Genomic DNA, 15105 nt, shown 5'->3' with positions numbered 1-15105 from the left:
GCTCTCCTGCGCCGCCAATCAATTCGGCCTCCGCATCCGCCACGCTTCGGTGACGGTGGCGTATTCGCTGTAGCCCATGCGGGCGATGGGCTGCATGGCGGCGGTGTTCACACGGCCGTTGGCGATAAAGCGGTCATCAATGTGGATGCCTATGACGCGGCCAATGATAAGTCCATAATGCATCCGCCCTTCGTCATCAGGCAAATCCTCAATCTTGTGCACGCGGCATTCGAGGCAGGCAGGGCTTTCGCCCACGCGGGGGCTGCGGATCATCCGGCATGGCGCCTTGGCGAGGTGCGCCAGTTCGAATTCATCCACATGAGGCGCGGCATTGGCCGAACTGGCATTCATCTGTTCACGAAGCGCATAAGTGGCGAGGTTCACCGCGAACTCACCCGTCTCCCGGGCATTTCGCAGCGTGTCCTTTCCTGCGCCGATCCCCAGCACGACATAGTGCGGATCATCGGCCACGGCATTGAAGAAGCTGAAAGGCGCCAGATTGGCGATGCCATCGCGCGAGAGCGTCGAGACCCAGCCGATCGGCCTTGGCGCGACAATGGCCTTGAAAGGATCAACCTCCATCCCGTGGTCGTTTCGGATGGCGTCATAGAACATCAGAGCGATCTCAGCAGGGCGGGCAGATCGGCAACGCTGGCGATGGTGTGGTCGGCCAAGTGCTCCAGATCCTCGCGCGCTGCATTGCCAGAGAGAACCGCGACCGCGAGCCCTGCCCCGCCGTTGCGCGCCTCTTCAATGTCGTGGGAGTTATCGCCCACCATGGCGATCTCGGCGGGCTTCAATCCGGTGATGTCTGCGAAGCGGCGGATCATGTTGCCGGAGGGTTTTGCCACCGGCACCGTATCGGCGGCAATGATCTCCTCGAAATGCTCAACCACGCCAATATGCGCCATGTGATTTGTAGCGGAAACATGGCTGTCATTAGTGGCCACGCCCAGCTTCAGGCCCATGGCGCGCAACTCCGTGAAGATCGGCTCCAGCGGCATGAGGGGCTTGAGCGACTCCTTCACCATTGGCGCATAGTCGTGATCGAGGATGCGGATTTTCTCCGCCACGCCCTTCTCATCCAGACCCGGCCACCAGATGTCGATCAATTGCCGGGTGGTGCCGCCGGCGAGGATTGATCCGGCCTTGAAGGTGCCGGTGGCGCGGTCAAGCCCTGCCTTTTCCATCAGCGCATCCGCGCCGTCGGCATCGGTGTGGAAAAGATCGGAGAGCATGCGGCGATAGATCGGCACCCAGGTGTCGTTCACCGAAATCAGGGTTCCGTCCTTGTCGAAGAGAACACCGCGAATGGCCATCATGCGCCCCAGCGGGTGAGGAGTGCTGCCGGATCGGGGCGCGGCCTGTCCTCCAATGGCACAGACGATGTGCCCAAATAGATGAAGCCCGCCACCTTCTCGGTGGGCGAGAGGCCCATAACTTTCGCCATGCCTTCATCGTAAGCCACCCAGTCGGTGTTCCACTGGCAGCCGATGCCGAGTGCCGTGGCGGCGAGGAGAATATTCTGGCACACGGCAGCGGATGACAGAGTCTGCTCCCATTCCGGAATCTTGGGGTGCGGCGCCGCGCGGGAGATGACCGCCAACACGGCTGGCGCACGGAGGAACAGGCGCTCCACAAAGCCCAGCGTGTCGTCGCCATGCGCGGGGTTAAGCTCAGACCACCGCTGGCGCATTTCCTTGCCAAATCGGGCTCTTGCATCTCCCTCAAACAGGATGAACCGCCACGGCGTGAGCTTGCCGTGATCGGGCACGCGCACGGCACATGAGAGAATGGTTTGCAATTGTTCCGGCGTCGGCCCGGGCTCGCCCATGGCCTTGGCGGAGGCGGATTTCCGGGTGGCAAGAAGCGAGAGAACAGACGAGGTATCGTTGAGCATTGTCATGGTGATGGCACTCTGGCGGGGGACGAATGGAAAGGCAATCCCGCCAATTTAAACAGCCCCGTTAACCATTCATTAACAATGCCATTGCGGGCGCGGAGGGCGGCGTGGCACCTTTCCTGCACCGGCCGGTCCATTGGCTGGGGGAGAGTTGAGTATGGGGACTGAACGCACGCACGACACCATCATCCGTGCTGCGCATTTCCGCCGCCACGATACAGCACGATCAATACTGAGCGTGGCGGCGGTTCTTTTTCTGGTCGCCCTCGTCACCATCGTGGCACCCTCGCTCGCCCGCTCCGCCGCTTCCAGCGACGCTGATATCGCAAGCCTTCCACCCAAAACTACAACCGCCCTGCCCGCGCCCACCGCGCAGGACGTGGCGCTCGAAACGGTCTCCCGCGGCGAAGAGGGCCTGGAGCTTTCCGCGCGTCTGACCGAGGACGGCGGCATCATCCAGCGCCCCGTGGGCTGGACGGTGACGTCCGCCGATGGTGGGCAGGTGTTTTCGGATACGGCTTCCATCGCCCAGGCCAGGCTCGCTCCGGGCGATTATCTCATCCGCATTGATTATGATGCGGTGCATCTTTCGCAGTCCGTGTCTCTGCCCCCGGGAACGCGAATGATCGTGAGTTTTGTGCTCGATGCGGGCGGCATCCGCGTGCTGCCGCGCGTGAAGCAGATTGGCATGCCGGCAACGGCGTCGGTCAGCCTGATCTATGCGCTCGACGGCGTAAGGCGCGGCGAGTTGATTGCGACGTCCAATATACCCGGTGAAATCATTCGCGTTCCGGCGGGCGAATACAGGATTGAAAGTCATTTTGCGGCGGGCAATGCCAGCGCCGTCGCCGATGTGCATGTGAATGCCGGGCGCATGAGCGCGGTTGAAATTGATCATCAGGCAGGCCTCGCGCGGCTTGCCTTCGTGGGCGCACCGGCCACCGCCGTCAAATGGCAGGTCGAGGATAGCCACGGCGCGATGCTTCCTGCCGTGTCGGGCCTGTCCGCCGACATGGTATTGAAGCCGGGCACCTATGTCGCAACCGCCCATGCAGGCGGAGAAGTGCTCACTGCCAAATTTGTCATTGAGCCGGGCGAGGCGCGCGATATCATCCTCGGCAACTGAGGAGATTTGAGAAATGCCCACCATGAAAGCCGCCGTGCTGCGCGAGATCGGCACGCCGCTCAAGATCGAACAGCTTCCCATCCCCCAGCCCGGCCGCGGCGAAGTGCTGATCAAGGTCACAGCTTGCGGGGTGTGCCACAGCGATCTACATGCGGTAGATGGCGACTGGCAGCCATTACCCACCCTGCCCCTCGTCCCCGGCCATGAAGTGATCGGCACAGTGGCGGCGCTGGGTGACGGCGTTACGCATTTCAAAATGGGCGACATGATTGGCGTGCCGTGGATGTATTCCGCCTGCGGTCATTGCGAGTTCTGCCTGTCGGGCATGGAGACCATCTGCCTTGAGGCTCAGGCCACCGGCTATTCCAAGCCCGGGGGTTATGCCGAACACATGATCGCCGAAGCGGATTTCTGCGGCCACATCCCTGACGGCACGGACCCTTATGAACTGGCGCCCATCCTGTGCGCGGGCGTCACCACCTATCGCGGCCTGAAACGCACCGGCGTGAAGCCCGGGCAATGGGTGGCGGTCATGGGCATCGGCGGGCTTGGGCATATCGCCGTTCAATATGCAAAAGCCATGGGCATGCGGGTGGCGGCGGTGGATGTTTCCGATGAAAAGCTGGCCCTCGCCAAATCTTATGGCGCTGAAATTCTCGTCAACGCGGCGCAGGCCGATCCCGGCGCGGAAATCCGCAAGGCCATCGGCGGCACGCACGGCGCGGTGGTAACAGCGGTTTCCGCCAAAGCCTTCGAGCAGTCGATCAGCGTGTTGCGCAACGGCGGCACGGTGTGCTGGATCGGCATCCCCGGCGGCAAGCAGGATGACATCCGCATGGCGATTTCGAGCGTCGTCAACGGCGAAATGTCCGTACGCGGATCAAATGTCGGAACCCGGCAAGATCTTCAGGAAGCCATAGACTTCGCCGCACAGGGTTTGGTCAAGGCCCGCATCGAAAAGCAGCCGCTGGAAAACATCGCCGGCATTTTCGAACGCATGCGGAGGGGCCAGATCAACGGCCGCGTGGTGCTGGCGCTGGCCTGAGCCGATTACGAAGGCAACGGGATGAATTCTTTCTCGTCGCCGGGCACGATGTCGAAACGGGCCTGTTTCCAGTCATTCTTGGCGGCCTCGATCCTGTCCTTCGAGGAGGAAACGAAATTCCACCAGATATGGCGCGGACCGTCCATCGGTTCGCCGCCCAGCAGCATGACGCGCGCGCCGTTTTTCGTGCGCACGGTGATGGCATCCCCGGCGCGGAAGACGATGAGGCGGCCCGATTCAAAGCTCTGCCCCGCCACCTCCACTTGGCCCTCGGCGATATAAAGCCCGCGCTCTTCATGTTCGACGGGCACCGGCAAGGCCGCGCCCGGCGCCATGACCACTTCGCCGTAAAATGTCTCCGAAAGCGTCTTGACCGGCGATGACGCGCCGAACAGCGATCCGGCAATCACGCGCACATCCAATCCATCAGCTTCGATGCGAGGCAGCTCGCCCGAACCAACATGCAGAAATGCCGGAGCCGTTTCTTCATATTCCTTCGGCAGCGCCACCCAGCTCTGGATGCCAAACACCTTGCGTTCGCGCGCCAGTTCCATCTCGGCGGTGCGCTCGGAATGCACGATGCCGCGCCCGGCCGTCATCCAGTTCAATTCCCCCGGCGCAATCGCCTGAGAGGAGCCCAAGCTGTCGCGGTGATAGATCTGGCCGTCAAACAGCCAGGTGACGGTGGCAAGGCCGATGTGGGGATGCGGGCGCACGTTCACGCCCTGCCCCTTCCGCATCAGCACCGGCCCCATCTGGTCGAAGAAGATAAACGGCCCCACCATTTGCCGCTGCGCCGCCGGAAGGGCGCGCCGCACCTCAAAATCGCCAAGGTCGCGCACCCTCGGCACGATGATCGTTTCAATCGCATCAGCAGCCGCGGCATCGCCCGGCAAGGGGTCTGGAATATGGGGCAGACTCATCTTGTCCTCCGTTTTGCAACGATATGGGAACCGGGTCAGTCAAGCTGACCCATCGCGCCGCTCAGGCCAGCCATGCCTTCTTTGCGCATACGTTCAGCCCGGCGCAAGCGCATATCGCCGCGCCTTGCTGCAATGCAGCACAACAGGAGCAACATATGACCGCTGTTCAAAAATCCGAAGAGGCACCAGACGATCCCGCACTTGAGGGACACGGCCACCGGCCGCCGTCTTTCTGGGTTCTGGCGCTGGGATCAATCGGCGTCGTCTATGGCGACATCGGCACCAGCCCGCTCTATGCCATGCGCGAAGCGGTCGCCGCCGCCATGAAGCGCGATGGCGCGATTTCCGAAGGCCTGATCCTTGGCGTGACTTCGCTGATCCTCTGGGCCCTCATCCTCATCGTCACAGTCAAATACGTGCTGATCCTTCTCAATGCCGACAACAAGGGCGAAGGCGGCACGCTGTCCCTCATGGCGCTGGCGCAGCGCACGGCGGGCCACAGCGCCTGGGCCATTCCCGTTCTGGGCATGATCGGAGCGGCGCTGTTTTATGGCGATGCGATCATCACGCCCGCGATTTCGGTTCTCTCCGCGGCTGAGGGACTGAGCATCGCCATACCCAATTTCAACGACTATATCCTCCCGATTACCCTAACAATCATCATTGCGCTGTTCGTCGTGCAGTCGCATGGCACGGCGCGGGTCGCGAGTTTCTTTGGGCCGATCATGGTGGTGTGGTTTGCGGCCATTGCAGCACTCGGCCTTTTGCATCTGGGCGAGCATCCTTCGGTGATCTGGGCCTTCAACCCCGTGCATGCGGTGAAGTTTCTCGCGCATCATGGCGTGATCGGACTGGTGACGCTGGGTGCCGTGTTCCTAGCGGTGACAGGTGCAGAAGCGCTCTATGCCGATCTCGGGCATTTCGGAAAAGCGCCGATCCGCTTTGCTTGGCTTGCCATTGTGCTGCCTTCGCTCGCGCTGAACTATCTTGGACAGGGCGCGCTGCTTATCAGCCATCCCGAAACCATCGACAACCCGTTCTTCCTGATGGCGCCCAAATGGGCATTGCTGCCGCTGGTGCTTCTCTCCGGCGCCGCCACGGTGATCGCCAGCCAGGCCGTCATCACCGGGGCCTATTCACTGACGCGGCAGGCAATCCAGCTTGGCCTTCTGCCGCGCATGGAAATCCGCTTCACCTCGGAAGCCCATGCGGGCCAAATCTATATGCCGCAGATCAACTGGCTGCTGCTGGCGGGTGTGCTGATCCTCGTGCTGCTGTTCCGGTCCTCGTCGGCCTTGGCCTCGGCCTATGGCATCGCGGTGACGGGCACCATGGTCGTCACCGCCGGCATGGCCATCTATGTGATCTGGCGGCACTGGAAATGGCCGCTGTGGGGCGCCATTGCGCTGATGACCCCGCTGCTCGCGCTCGACCTCGTGTTCCTCGGCGCAAACGCCTTAAAGATCGTCGATGGCGGCTGGGTGCCGCTGGCGCTCGGCGCATCCATCATGGTCATCATGTGGACGTGGCGGCGGGGCTCGCGCATCCTGTTCGAGAAATCGCGCAGGCTCGAGGTGCCGCTGGCCGATCTCGCGGGATCGCTGGCGCGCCGCCCGCCGCATCGCGTGCCGGGAACGGCGGTGTTCTTCACCTCCGATGCCGAGTCAGCGCCAACCGCCCTGCTGCACAGCCTCAAGCACTACAAGGTTCTGCACGAGCACAACGTGGTGCTGACCATCCGCACCAGCGATCTTCCCATCGTCGCACCCGCCGACAAGGTGAAGATGGAGAAGATCAACGATATGTTCAGCCGGCTGATCATCACCTTCGGCTACATGGAGACGCCGAATGTGCCGCGCGTGCTGGGGCTGGCGCGCAAGCTGGGCTGGAAGTTCGACATCATGACCACATCGTTCTTCCTGTCGCGGCGAAGTGTGCGTGAATCGAAACGTGGCGGCATGCCGCACTGGCAGGACAAGCTGTTCATCCAGCTTGCCCGCAATGCCGATGACGCCAGCAATTATTTCCGCCTGCCCACCGACCGGGTGGTGGAGGTGGGAACGCAGATCACCGTTTAGGAAGTTGCCTCGCGAACCATGGGCGCGACCTTTGTGCCCATGAGTTCGATGGCTTTCAGCACCTTGTCATGCGGCATTGTGCCGATCGCCATCTGGACCATGATGCGGTCATTCCTGAAAATCCTGTGGAGGCCGATGATCTTTTCCGCCACCACCTCCGGATTGCCGATCAGCAGATGGCCACGCGGGCCGCAGGAAGTTTCAAACTGTGCGCGCGACTGCGGTCCCCAGCCACGCTCGCGGCCAATGCGGTTCATCACTTCGGAATGCGGGGGAAAGAAAATATCCCTCGCCTCTTCCGTGGTTCCGGCCACGAAGCCGTGCATGTTGAGGCTGGTCTTGAGTTTTTCTGACGGCACATTGGCGCGCGCTCCTGCTTGGCGATAGAGATCGAAGAAGGGCGCGAAACGCGACGGTTCGCCGCCGATGATGGCCAGGGCCAGCGGCAAAGAGAGAGACGCCGCGCGCACCACCGATTGCGGCGTGCCGCCAACGGCGATCCACACCGGCAGGGGATTCTGCACCGGGCGCGGATAGATCGCGGCGTTTTCCAGCGATGGACGGAGCGCGCCGTTCCAGGTGATGCGCTCGGCATCTCGCAGCTTCAAAAGCAGGTCCAGCTTTTCGCCGAACAGCGCATCGTAATCGTCGAGGTTATAACCGAAGAGCGGATAGGATTCGATGAAGGATCCCCGGCCCGCCATGATTTCGGCGCGGCCATTGGAGAGGCCATCGAGCGTCGAGAACTGCTGGAACACGCGCACCGGATCATCGGAACTCAGCACCGTCACGGCGCTTGTGAGGCGGATGTTCTTGGTGCGCGATGCGCCTGCGGCCAGTGCCACGGCGGGCGAGGACACGGCGTAATCCGCCCGGTGATGCTCACCGACGCCAAAGACATCGAGGCCTGCCTGATCGGGCACCTCCATCTCCTCGACAAGCTGGCGCAGCCGCAAGCCGGCATCGCCACCGGGCTTCATGTCAGCAAAGGTATAAACGCCGATTTCCATGCAGAGATTCCTTTTGGGCGTTTATATGTATCTCCATCAATTACGGATCAAGGGGAGAGCTGCGCGCGTTTGCCGATGCGCCCTTGCCGTGCGAAAACGCTGCCATGCAGGATTCCCGCCATGGCTCGGCCACACTCGTCACCCTCAAGACCCATCGCAATCATCGCGGTGCGCTGTCTGTTGCGGAGATGGGGAGCGGCCTGCCCTTCATGGCGCAGCGCATCTACATCCTGCACGAGCTCGATGGCCATGAGGCGCGCGGCGTTCACGCGCACAAGCAACTTCGGCAGGTGCTTGTCGCCATGCATGGCGAGGCACGGGTTGAAACCGACAACGGCCTGAAGGCGGAAATTTTCACGCTGTCCACGCCCGAACAGGCGCTGCTGCTCGAGCCTGCCATCTGGCGTGAGATCACCTTCACCCCGGGCGCGGTGCTGGGGGTGCTGGCGTCGCTTCCCTATGATGCGGCGGACTACATTCCCGACCGCGAGTCCTTTCACGCCTATCTGCGCGGGGCGTGAGTGAAAGAGCACGTTCCCTTTGTCGATCTTGACCCGGTGAATGACGGCCTCGCCGAAGTCGCGGCGCGGGTGATCGCCAAAGGGCAGTTCATTCTGGGGCCGGAGCTTGAGGCGTTCGAGGCGGCCTTCGCGGAGAGTTGCGGCACGCGTCAGGCGGTGGGTGTTGCCTCGGGCCTTGATGCCCTGATGCTGTCGCTGCGCGCCTGGAACATCGGCGCGGGAGACGAGGTGATCGTTCCCGCCCACACATTCTTCGCCACATGGCTTGCGGTATCGCAGGTGGGCGCCACGCCGGTGGCGGCAGATATCACGCACACGGCAACGATTGATGCCTCCTCATTCGCGGCGCGCATCACCAGCCGCACCAAAGCGGTGATCCCGGTGCATTTGTATGGCCAGCCTGCGGACATGGAGGGCATCGTGCAGATCGCCCGCGCGCGGAATGTGCGGGTGCTGGAAGACGCAGCACAAGCCCATGGCGCATCATATCAGGGACGGCCTGCGGGAAGCCTGGGCGATGCGGCGGCCTTCAGTTTCTACCCCACCAAAAATCTCGGCGCGCTGGGGGATGGCGGCACGGTGACATCAGATGATGCAGGTTTCGTCACGCGCCTTCGGCAATTGCGGAATTACGGCAGCCCGTCGAAATATGTTTTCGATGAACTGGGATTCAACAGCCGGCTGGATGAACTGCAGGCTGCATTCCTTGCCGCCAAGCTGCCTCGCCTCGCCGGGTGGAATGGTGAGCGGCAACGCATCGCAGGGCGTTATCTTTCGGAGATTTCAAACGACAGTGTTTCGTTGCCCGTCACGTTGAATGACCGCACGCATGTGTGGCATCTCTTCGTGGTGCGGGTGAAAGACCGGGGGCGCTTCATGGCGCATATGGAAGCCGAAGCGGTCGCCGTGCAGGTGCATTATCCGCGCCTGCCGATGGAGGAAGCAGCCTATCGCATGCTGGCGCTTGATGCTGCATCCGTTCCGGTGAGCCGCGATTTCGCGCGCGAGGCGGTCAGCCTGCCGGTCTGGCCGAGAATGAGCGACGCGCAAATTGCGCGCGTCATCGCGGCGGTGAACGCCTATGCGGCTTGAGGTAATCCCTTACTCCGCCACGCTTGAGTCGGCGTGGAACACGCTGGTGGCGGAAAGCCGCAACGGCACATTTCTGTTCGACCGGCGCTTCATGGACTATCACGCCCACCGCTTCACGGATGCATCGCTCTGCGTGATGGAGGACGGCCGCATGCTGGCCGCCCTTCCCGCCAGCCAGGACGGCACGGCGATCGTCTCGCATGGCGGGCTAACCTATGGCGGGCTGATCGTAGGCGAACGGCACACGGGCGCTGCCGATATTTTCCGCATGCTGACGATGATCGCCGAAAGACTGGCGGCGTTTGGCGCAAAGCGCTTCGTCTACAAGCCAGTGCCGCACATCTATCATCGTGCGCCTTCGGAAGACGATCTCTCCGCCCTGTTCCGGCTGGGGGCGAAACTCACGCGGCGCGACCTGTCGAGCGCCATCGCGCCTCATGCGCCAGTGCCATTGCGCAAGGGCCGCAAGGCACTGGTGCAGCGGGCGAGCGGAAAGCCCGGTCTAAGTTTCGCGGAAAGCACCGACTTTGCCGGATTTCACGCCCTGCTCACCCAAAGGCTGGCCGAGCGGCGCGGGCTTTCGCCGGTTCATACGGTTGATGAAATCAAACTCCTAACATCCCGCTTTTCCTCGAAAATCCGGCTTCATGCCGCGCACTTGGAAGGCCGGATGATCGCCGCATGCCTCACCTTCGAGACATCGCGAGTCATCCATACGCAGTATATTGCCAGCGACGCGGAAGGCCGGGACAGCGGCGCGATTGACCACATCGTCGCCCGCCTGATCGCGCGGGCGCAGTCGGAGGGACGGTGGTTTGATTTCGGCATCTCCACGCTGGAGAACGGGCGGGTTCTCGATGAAGGGCTGATCGCCTACAAGGAAGGCTTCGGCGCGCGCGGGATTGCCTATGACCGCTATGAGGTGACGCTGTGATCGACGGCAAAAAGGAAACCGAACGGTTCAAGGACATCGATTTTGAAGCCTTCGGGCGGCGCGCGCTCGATCCCGGCATGAGCGCCAATGAGAAAATCGGATTCCCGGAGGCCTTCCGCGATGGGTTGACAAACGTCATCTGGAGCGACTTTCAGCTTAAACTGCCGCGCCTCGCGCAACGGGGCGCTGCGATTCTCGATATCGGTTGCGGCTGTGGCCCCCTGCCTCTCAAGCTCATGGCGGAAGCCACGCGGCTGCAGCAGCATGCAGTTCTGAACGACCATGCCAACATGCTGGCGCAACTGCCTGAGGGGGGGGTCAAGATCGCCGGGCGCTTTCCGGATTGCGCCGAAGCGGTGGGCGCGGCCACGCCTTACGGGTTCGATGCCATCATCTGTTACAGCGTGCTGCAGGTGGTGGCGGCGGAGCGCAATCCCTTCCTCTTCGTGGACCATGCACTTGAGCTTCTGAAGCCCGGCGGGAGGCTGCTACTCGGCGATATTCCCAACGTGTCGAAACTGCGCCGTTTCCTTTCAAGTGACGCAGGCATCGCGCATCACAAGGAATACATGAAGACCGAAGACGCGCCCGATGTGCCGCCCTTCGCGCTCCACAAGGACAGGCTGGATGACGGCTTCGTGCTCGGGCTGCTCACCCATATCCGGCTGGCCGGTTTCGACGCCTGGATCATGCCGCAGCCTGAAGCCCTCCCGCTTTCCACGCGGCGGGAGGATATCGTCATCGCGAGGCCCTGATCAGCCGCGCTTGAGATCGGGCGGCGTGGCCTCGTCCTTCAGCGCCGCCAAGGCGGCATCGAGCGCCATCGACTGCTGGTTCTGCGAGCCAAGCCGCCTGATGTTCACGGCGCGCTCGTCCATTTCGCGCTTGCCGACCACGAGGATCACCGGCACCTTGAGCACCGAATGCTCGCGCACCTTGTAGTTGATCTTCTCGTTGCGGAGATCGGCTTCGGCGCGGAGGCCCGCCTTGCGCAGCATGTCGCGCACTTCCATCGCATAGGCATCGCCTTCAGACGTGATGGTCGATACCACCACCTGCGTGGGCGCCAGCCAGAGCGGGAAATGGCCGGCAAAATGCTCGATCAGGATGCCGAGATAACGCTCCATCGAGCCGCAGATGGCGCGGTGGATCATCACCGGCACCTTCTTCTCGCCATCCGCGCCAATGTAAAACGCACCGAAGCGTTCCGGCAGGTTGAAGTCCACCTGCGTGGTGCCGCACTGCCAGTCGCGGCCGATCGCATCGCGCAGCACATATTCAAACTTGGGGCCATAGAACGCGCCCTCGCCGGGATTCACCGCCGTCTTGATCTTGCCGCCTGAATCATCGGCAATCTGCTTCAGCACCCTGCCCATAATGTCTTCGGCACGGTCCCATGCGGCATCCGAGCCCACGCGCTTTTCGGGCCGCGTCGAGAGCTTGACGACGATCTCCTCGAATCCGAAGTCCTTGTAGGTGGAGAGGATCAGGTCGTTGATCTTGAGGCATTCCTCCGCCATCTGCTCTTCGGTGCAGAAGATATGCGCGTCATCCTGCGTGAAGCCCCTGACGCGCATCAGGCCATGCAGCGCGCCCGAAGGCTCATAGCGGTGCACGCTGCCGAATTCGGCGAGCCTCAGCGGCAATTCGCGATAGCTTCTCAAGCCGTGCTTGAAAATCTGCACATGTCCCGGGCAGTTCATCGGCTTGATGGCGAAGATCTGGTCGTCGTCGGTTTCATCGCCGGCGGATTTGGCCATGAACATGGCCTCGCGATACCAGCCCCAGTGGCCCGAGGTTTCCCACAACGACTTGTCCAGAAGCTGCGGCGCGTTGACTTCCTGATAGTCGAGCTTCGAGAGCCTGCGCCGCATATAGGCAATGAGCTGCTGGAACATCGTCCAGCCCTTGGCGTGCCAGAAGACAACGCCCGGCCCCTCCTCCTGGAAGTGGAAGAGATCCATCTCGCGGCCGAGCTTGCGGTGGTCGCGTTTCTCAGCTTCCTCGAGCGCCGTCAGATAGGCCTGAAGCTCGGCATCGTTGCGCCACGCCGTGCCATAAATGCGGGTGAGCATCGGGTTGTTGGAATTGCCGCGCCAGTAAGCACCCGCCACCTTCATCAGCTTGAAGGCGTTACCCACCTTGCCGGTGGACGTCATGTGGGGGCCGCGGCACAGGTCGGTCCAGCCGCCCTGGTCGTAGAACTTGATATCCTGATCGCCGGGGATGGCATCGACCAGTTCAACCTTGAACAATTCGCCCTTGTCACGGAAAAACTGCTTCGCCTCCTCGCGCGTCTTCACCGACTTCGTGAAGGGTTTGTCGCGGGCGATGATCTCGCGCATCTTCTTCTCGATGGCGGCAAAGTCCTCCGTCGTGAAGGGCTGGTTGCGGAAGAAATCGTAATAAAACCCGTTCTCGATCACCGGGCCGATGGTGACTTGCGTACCGGGAAAGAGCTCCTGCACCGCCTCGGCCAGCACATGCGCCGCGTCATGGCGGATCAGTTCCAGCGCCTCCGGGTCGTCGCGTGTGAGGATACGCAGGGTCGCGTTCGCACGAATGGGATCGGCGAGATCGCTCACCGCACCGTTCACGACAGCGGCAACGGCCTTCTTTTCCAGCGATTTGGATATGGAAGCCGCCACCTGGGCGGCCGAGGTACCCGATTCAACCTGGCGCGTTGCGCCGTCCGGGAACGTCAAGGTAATCATTTTTCCTCCTGCTCACTCCTGCGCACACATGCAGGTAAGCGATTTCAATGGGCTAGCGGAATTCGCCCTGTAGCTTCGGGCAGCAATACAGTCAAGCCGTGCAGCTGCGCCGTTAAGTACAATACCGCACATAACTCTTTCAAATTGCAGGCCAAACGCCGAATTATGTGACGTTTTTGCCATAGCTGGACACCAATTAACGAAAACTAAAGGGTTTTGCTAGGCGCGAGCGATTCGCTGGGGTAATGATGAACTCAGTAAGTGGGTGGAGGTTGACAATGCGTAAGATTTCTCTCCTGACGGGCGTGTCGATGTGTCTGATCGGCAGTTCGGCTTTTGCGGCGGATATCGCGCCGCCCCCTGCATATGACTGGTCTGGCGCTTATGTCGGCATCGTGGGCGGATATGCGTTCGGCGGCGACGACAAGGTTGGCCTGACAGGCATCGGCAATATCGGAAAGCTTGACGTCAGCGGTTTTGCCGGCGGCGTGACAGCGGGCTACAACTTCCAGCATGACTCGATTGTGCTGGGCCTCGAAGGCGACCTTCTGGGCGGAAGCATTTCCGACAAGTTCTCCAACCGCTATAGCGGCAAAAATGACATCGACTTCTATGGCACAGCGCGCCTGCGCGGCGGCTTCGCGTTCGACAATGCGCTGATCTACGCCACCGGCGGTCTGGCCTTCGCCAACATGGACTACAAGGTGAACGGCACGGGCATCAACGACTCGTTCACGCGCCTCGGATATGCGGTCGGCGGCGGCATCGAATATGCGTTTGACAGCCAGTGGTCGATGAAGGCCGAGTATCTTTACGTCGGCTTAGGCAAGAAAAAGCTGCACGGGGATGACGTGGTTACACTCGCTACCCCCTCATTCCAGACAGTGCGTTTCGGCCTGAACTACAAGTTCTGATTTCATAAAGTTCCGACTTGTGAAAGGCGCCGGGCTTTCCGGCGCCTTTTGTTTTGCCGATAACCCCGTATTAACCTTAACGCTTCATCATAACCCCGAACTGCAACGCAACAACTGGTTCTGGGTCTCTCTATGAAGAAGCATCTCCTCGGTTTTACGCTCGCCGCTGCCGCTATCCTTGCCGCTGCCCCCGCTCTTGCCGCGGATATTGATGCGCCAGCCCCTGTCGAATTGCGCGGCTCCGACTGGAGCGGCGTCTATGCAGGTGTTTTCGGCACCGCCATTTCAGTGGATGGCAACTATGACGGCGTCTGCTCCTGCGCCGCAACCTATGACAAGATCGAACACAGCGGCATCGGTTACGGTGGCGGCTTGATGATGGGCGCCAACTACCAGATGGACAGCGCCGTGCTCGGTATCGAAGGCGACTGGGCCTGGGGCGGCGAAGTGGCCAGCAACGACGAGCCGACGATCGATACCAATCTGAAGTTCAAATATATTTCCACCCTGCGCGCCCGCGCTGGCTGGCTGGCTGACGACAACACCCTCATCTACGTGACGGGTGGTGCCGCTGCCGTAAACGCCGAATTCAACGCCGTGATGGCCAGCAAGGAAAGCGATAGCGGCTGGACCTACGGCTGGACCGCCGGTGCCGGTATCGAGCATGCCTTCTCGCCGAACTTCCATGGCCGGCTTGAATATCTCTATGTCGGGCTGCCCAATGCCAAGTTCAGCATGACAGACAGCGCCACGACGACTCTCGACGCCAAGCAGCATTTCGAGAGCGTACAAATGGTGCGCGCCGGCCTGACCTACAATTTCGTCTGGTAAGACTAGCAGCTTGA

15 protein-coding genes are annotated in these 15105 nt (G+C 61.6%); 9 read left to right on the top strand and 6 right to left on the bottom strand.

Annotation, left to right across the window (positions count from 1 at the left end; genetic code table 11):
• Positions 1-18 precede the first annotated feature (18 nt).
• Genes QM694_RS02100 through QM694_RS02090 form a run of 3 tightly spaced genes read right to left on the bottom strand, consistent with a single transcriptional unit; the run spans position 19 to position 1906 of the window.
• Entirely contained in the window at positions 19-615 is a 597-nt protein-coding gene (locus QM694_RS02100; protein WP_415005295.1) for a flavin reductase family protein, read from the bottom strand.
• Positions 615-1322, bottom strand: a complete 708-nt coding sequence (locus QM694_RS02095) for an HAD family hydrolase (RefSeq protein WP_415005294.1) — start codon at positions 1320-1322, stop codon at positions 615-617. Before QM694_RS02095 ends, QM694_RS02100 begins: the two co-directional genes overlap by 1 nt.
• A complete protein-coding gene (locus QM694_RS02090; protein ID WP_415005293.1) occupies positions 1319-1906 on the bottom strand; it encodes a nitroreductase in 588 nt (195 codons plus the stop codon). Before QM694_RS02090 ends, QM694_RS02095 begins: the two co-directional genes overlap by 4 nt.
• 154 nt (positions 1907-2060) lie before the next feature.
• On the opposite strand from QM694_RS02090, the gene QM694_RS02085 reads away from it, so the two are divergent.
• Both QM694_RS02085 and adhP read left to right on the top strand, forming a co-directional pair.
• Entirely contained in the window at positions 2061-3029 is a 969-nt protein-coding gene (locus QM694_RS02085) for a hypothetical protein (protein WP_415005292.1), read from the top strand.
• A gap of 13 nt (positions 3030-3042) precedes the next feature.
• A complete protein-coding gene (adhP, locus tag QM694_RS02080) occupies positions 3043-4074 on the top strand; it encodes an alcohol dehydrogenase AdhP (protein ID WP_415005291.1) in 1032 nt (343 codons plus the stop codon).
• A gap of 5 nt (positions 4075-4079) precedes the next feature.
• Here adhP and QM694_RS02075 read toward each other — a convergent pair whose 3' ends face one another.
• Entirely contained in the window at positions 4080-4997 is a 918-nt protein-coding gene (locus tag QM694_RS02075) for a pirin family protein (protein WP_415005290.1), read from the bottom strand.
• 155 nt (positions 4998-5152) lie between these two features.
• Between QM694_RS02075 and QM694_RS02070 the strand changes: the two genes are divergently transcribed.
• Positions 5153-7075: a potassium transporter Kup gene (locus tag QM694_RS02070; protein WP_415005289.1), complete on the top strand. Its 1923-nt coding sequence runs from the start codon at positions 5153-5155 to the stop codon at positions 7073-7075.
• Here QM694_RS02070 and QM694_RS02065 read toward each other — a convergent pair.
• On the bottom strand, positions 7072-8085 hold the full coding sequence (locus QM694_RS02065) for an LLM class flavin-dependent oxidoreductase (RefSeq protein WP_415005288.1): 1014 nt from the start codon (positions 8083-8085) through the stop codon (positions 7072-7074). The two genes, QM694_RS02070 and QM694_RS02065, sit on opposite strands and share 4 nt — an antisense overlap.
• Positions 8086-8189: 104 nt before the next feature.
• Here QM694_RS02065 and QM694_RS02060 point away from each other — a divergent pair, with 104 nt between their 5' ends.
• From QM694_RS02060 to QM694_RS02045, 4 genes are read left to right on the top strand one after another with little or no spacing between them, the layout of a single operon-like run.
• Positions 8190-8606, top strand: coding sequence for a sugar 3,4-ketoisomerase (locus tag QM694_RS02060; RefSeq protein WP_415005287.1), 417 nt, complete (start codon positions 8190-8192; stop codon positions 8604-8606).
• Positions 8607-9698 carry a DegT/DnrJ/EryC1/StrS family aminotransferase gene (locus QM694_RS02055; RefSeq protein ID WP_415005286.1) on the top strand — a complete coding sequence of 364 codons (1092 nt, stop codon included), beginning with the start codon at positions 8607-8609 and terminating at the stop codon, positions 9696-9698.
• The gene (locus QM694_RS02050) at positions 9688-10632 is read left to right on the top strand and encodes a GNAT family N-acetyltransferase (RefSeq protein ID WP_415005285.1); all 945 of its coding nucleotides are present in this window, start codon (positions 9688-9690) and stop codon (positions 10630-10632) included. Before QM694_RS02055 ends, QM694_RS02050 begins: the two co-directional genes overlap by 11 nt.
• Positions 10629-11387, top strand: coding sequence for a class I SAM-dependent methyltransferase (locus QM694_RS02045; protein WP_415005284.1), 759 nt, complete (start codon positions 10629-10631; stop codon positions 11385-11387). Before QM694_RS02050 ends, QM694_RS02045 begins: the two co-directional genes overlap by 4 nt.
• Here QM694_RS02045 and thrS read toward each other — a convergent pair whose 3' ends face one another.
• Complete coding sequence (gene thrS / locus QM694_RS02040; protein ID WP_415005283.1) at positions 11388-13346, bottom strand: threonine--tRNA ligase; 1959 nt, start codon at positions 13344-13346, stop codon at positions 11388-11390.
• 278 nt (positions 13347-13624) lie between these two features.
• Between thrS and QM694_RS02035 the strand changes: the two genes are divergently transcribed.
• Together QM694_RS02035 and QM694_RS02030 are read left to right on the top strand one after the other, a co-directional pair.
• Positions 13625-14260, top strand: a complete 636-nt coding sequence (locus tag QM694_RS02035; protein ID WP_415005282.1) for an outer membrane protein — start codon at positions 13625-13627, stop codon at positions 14258-14260.
• A gap of 132 nt (positions 14261-14392) precedes the next feature.
• Positions 14393-15091, top strand: a complete 699-nt coding sequence (locus tag QM694_RS02030) for an outer membrane protein (RefSeq protein WP_415005281.1) — start codon at positions 14393-14395, stop codon at positions 15089-15091.
• Positions 15092-15105: the final 14 nt, after the last annotated feature.

The organism is Aestuariivirga sp. (assembly GCF_047602625.1).
Taxonomy (GTDB): domain Bacteria; phylum Pseudomonadota; class Alphaproteobacteria; order Rhizobiales; family Aestuariivirgaceae; genus Aestuariivirga.
The sequence above is the reverse complement of the archived record's forward strand: the minus strand, read 5'-3'. Positions and strand labels throughout refer to the sequence as shown.

Coding starts and splice junctions, on each gene's coding strand:
- QM694_RS02050 (WP_415005285.1), top strand. CDS start 9,688: ATGCGGCTTGAGGTAATCCCTTACTCCGCCACGCTTGAGTCGGCGTGG.
- QM694_RS02075 (WP_415005290.1), bottom strand. CDS start 4,997: ATGAGTCTGCCCCATATTCCAGACCCCTTGCCGGGCGATGCCGCGGCT.
- QM694_RS02095 (WP_415005294.1), bottom strand. CDS start 1,322: ATGATGGCCATTCGCGGTGTTCTCTTCGACAAGGACGGAACCCTGATT.
- thrS (WP_415005283.1), bottom strand. CDS start 13,346: ATGATTACCTTGACGTTCCCGGACGGCGCAACGCGCCAGGTTGAATCG.
- QM694_RS02085 (WP_415005292.1), top strand. CDS start 2,061: ATGGGGACTGAACGCACGCACGACACCATCATCCGTGCTGCGCATTTC.
- QM694_RS02060 (WP_415005287.1), top strand. CDS start 8,190: ATGCAGGATTCCCGCCATGGCTCGGCCACACTCGTCACCCTCAAGACC.
- QM694_RS02035 (WP_415005282.1), top strand. CDS start 13,625: ATGCGTAAGATTTCTCTCCTGACGGGCGTGTCGATGTGTCTGATCGGC.
- QM694_RS02100 (WP_415005295.1), bottom strand. CDS start 615: ATGTTCTATGACGCCATCCGAAACGACCACGGGATGGAGGTTGATCCT.
- QM694_RS02030 (WP_415005281.1), top strand. CDS start 14,393: ATGAAGAAGCATCTCCTCGGTTTTACGCTCGCCGCTGCCGCTATCCTT.
- QM694_RS02070 (WP_415005289.1), top strand. CDS start 5,153: ATGACCGCTGTTCAAAAATCCGAAGAGGCACCAGACGATCCCGCACTT.
- QM694_RS02090 (WP_415005293.1), bottom strand. CDS start 1,906: ATGACAATGCTCAACGATACCTCGTCTGTTCTCTCGCTTCTTGCCACC.
- QM694_RS02065 (WP_415005288.1), bottom strand. CDS start 8,085: ATGGAAATCGGCGTTTATACCTTTGCTGACATGAAGCCCGGTGGCGAT.
- adhP (WP_415005291.1), top strand. CDS start 3,043: ATGCCCACCATGAAAGCCGCCGTGCTGCGCGAGATCGGCACGCCGCTC.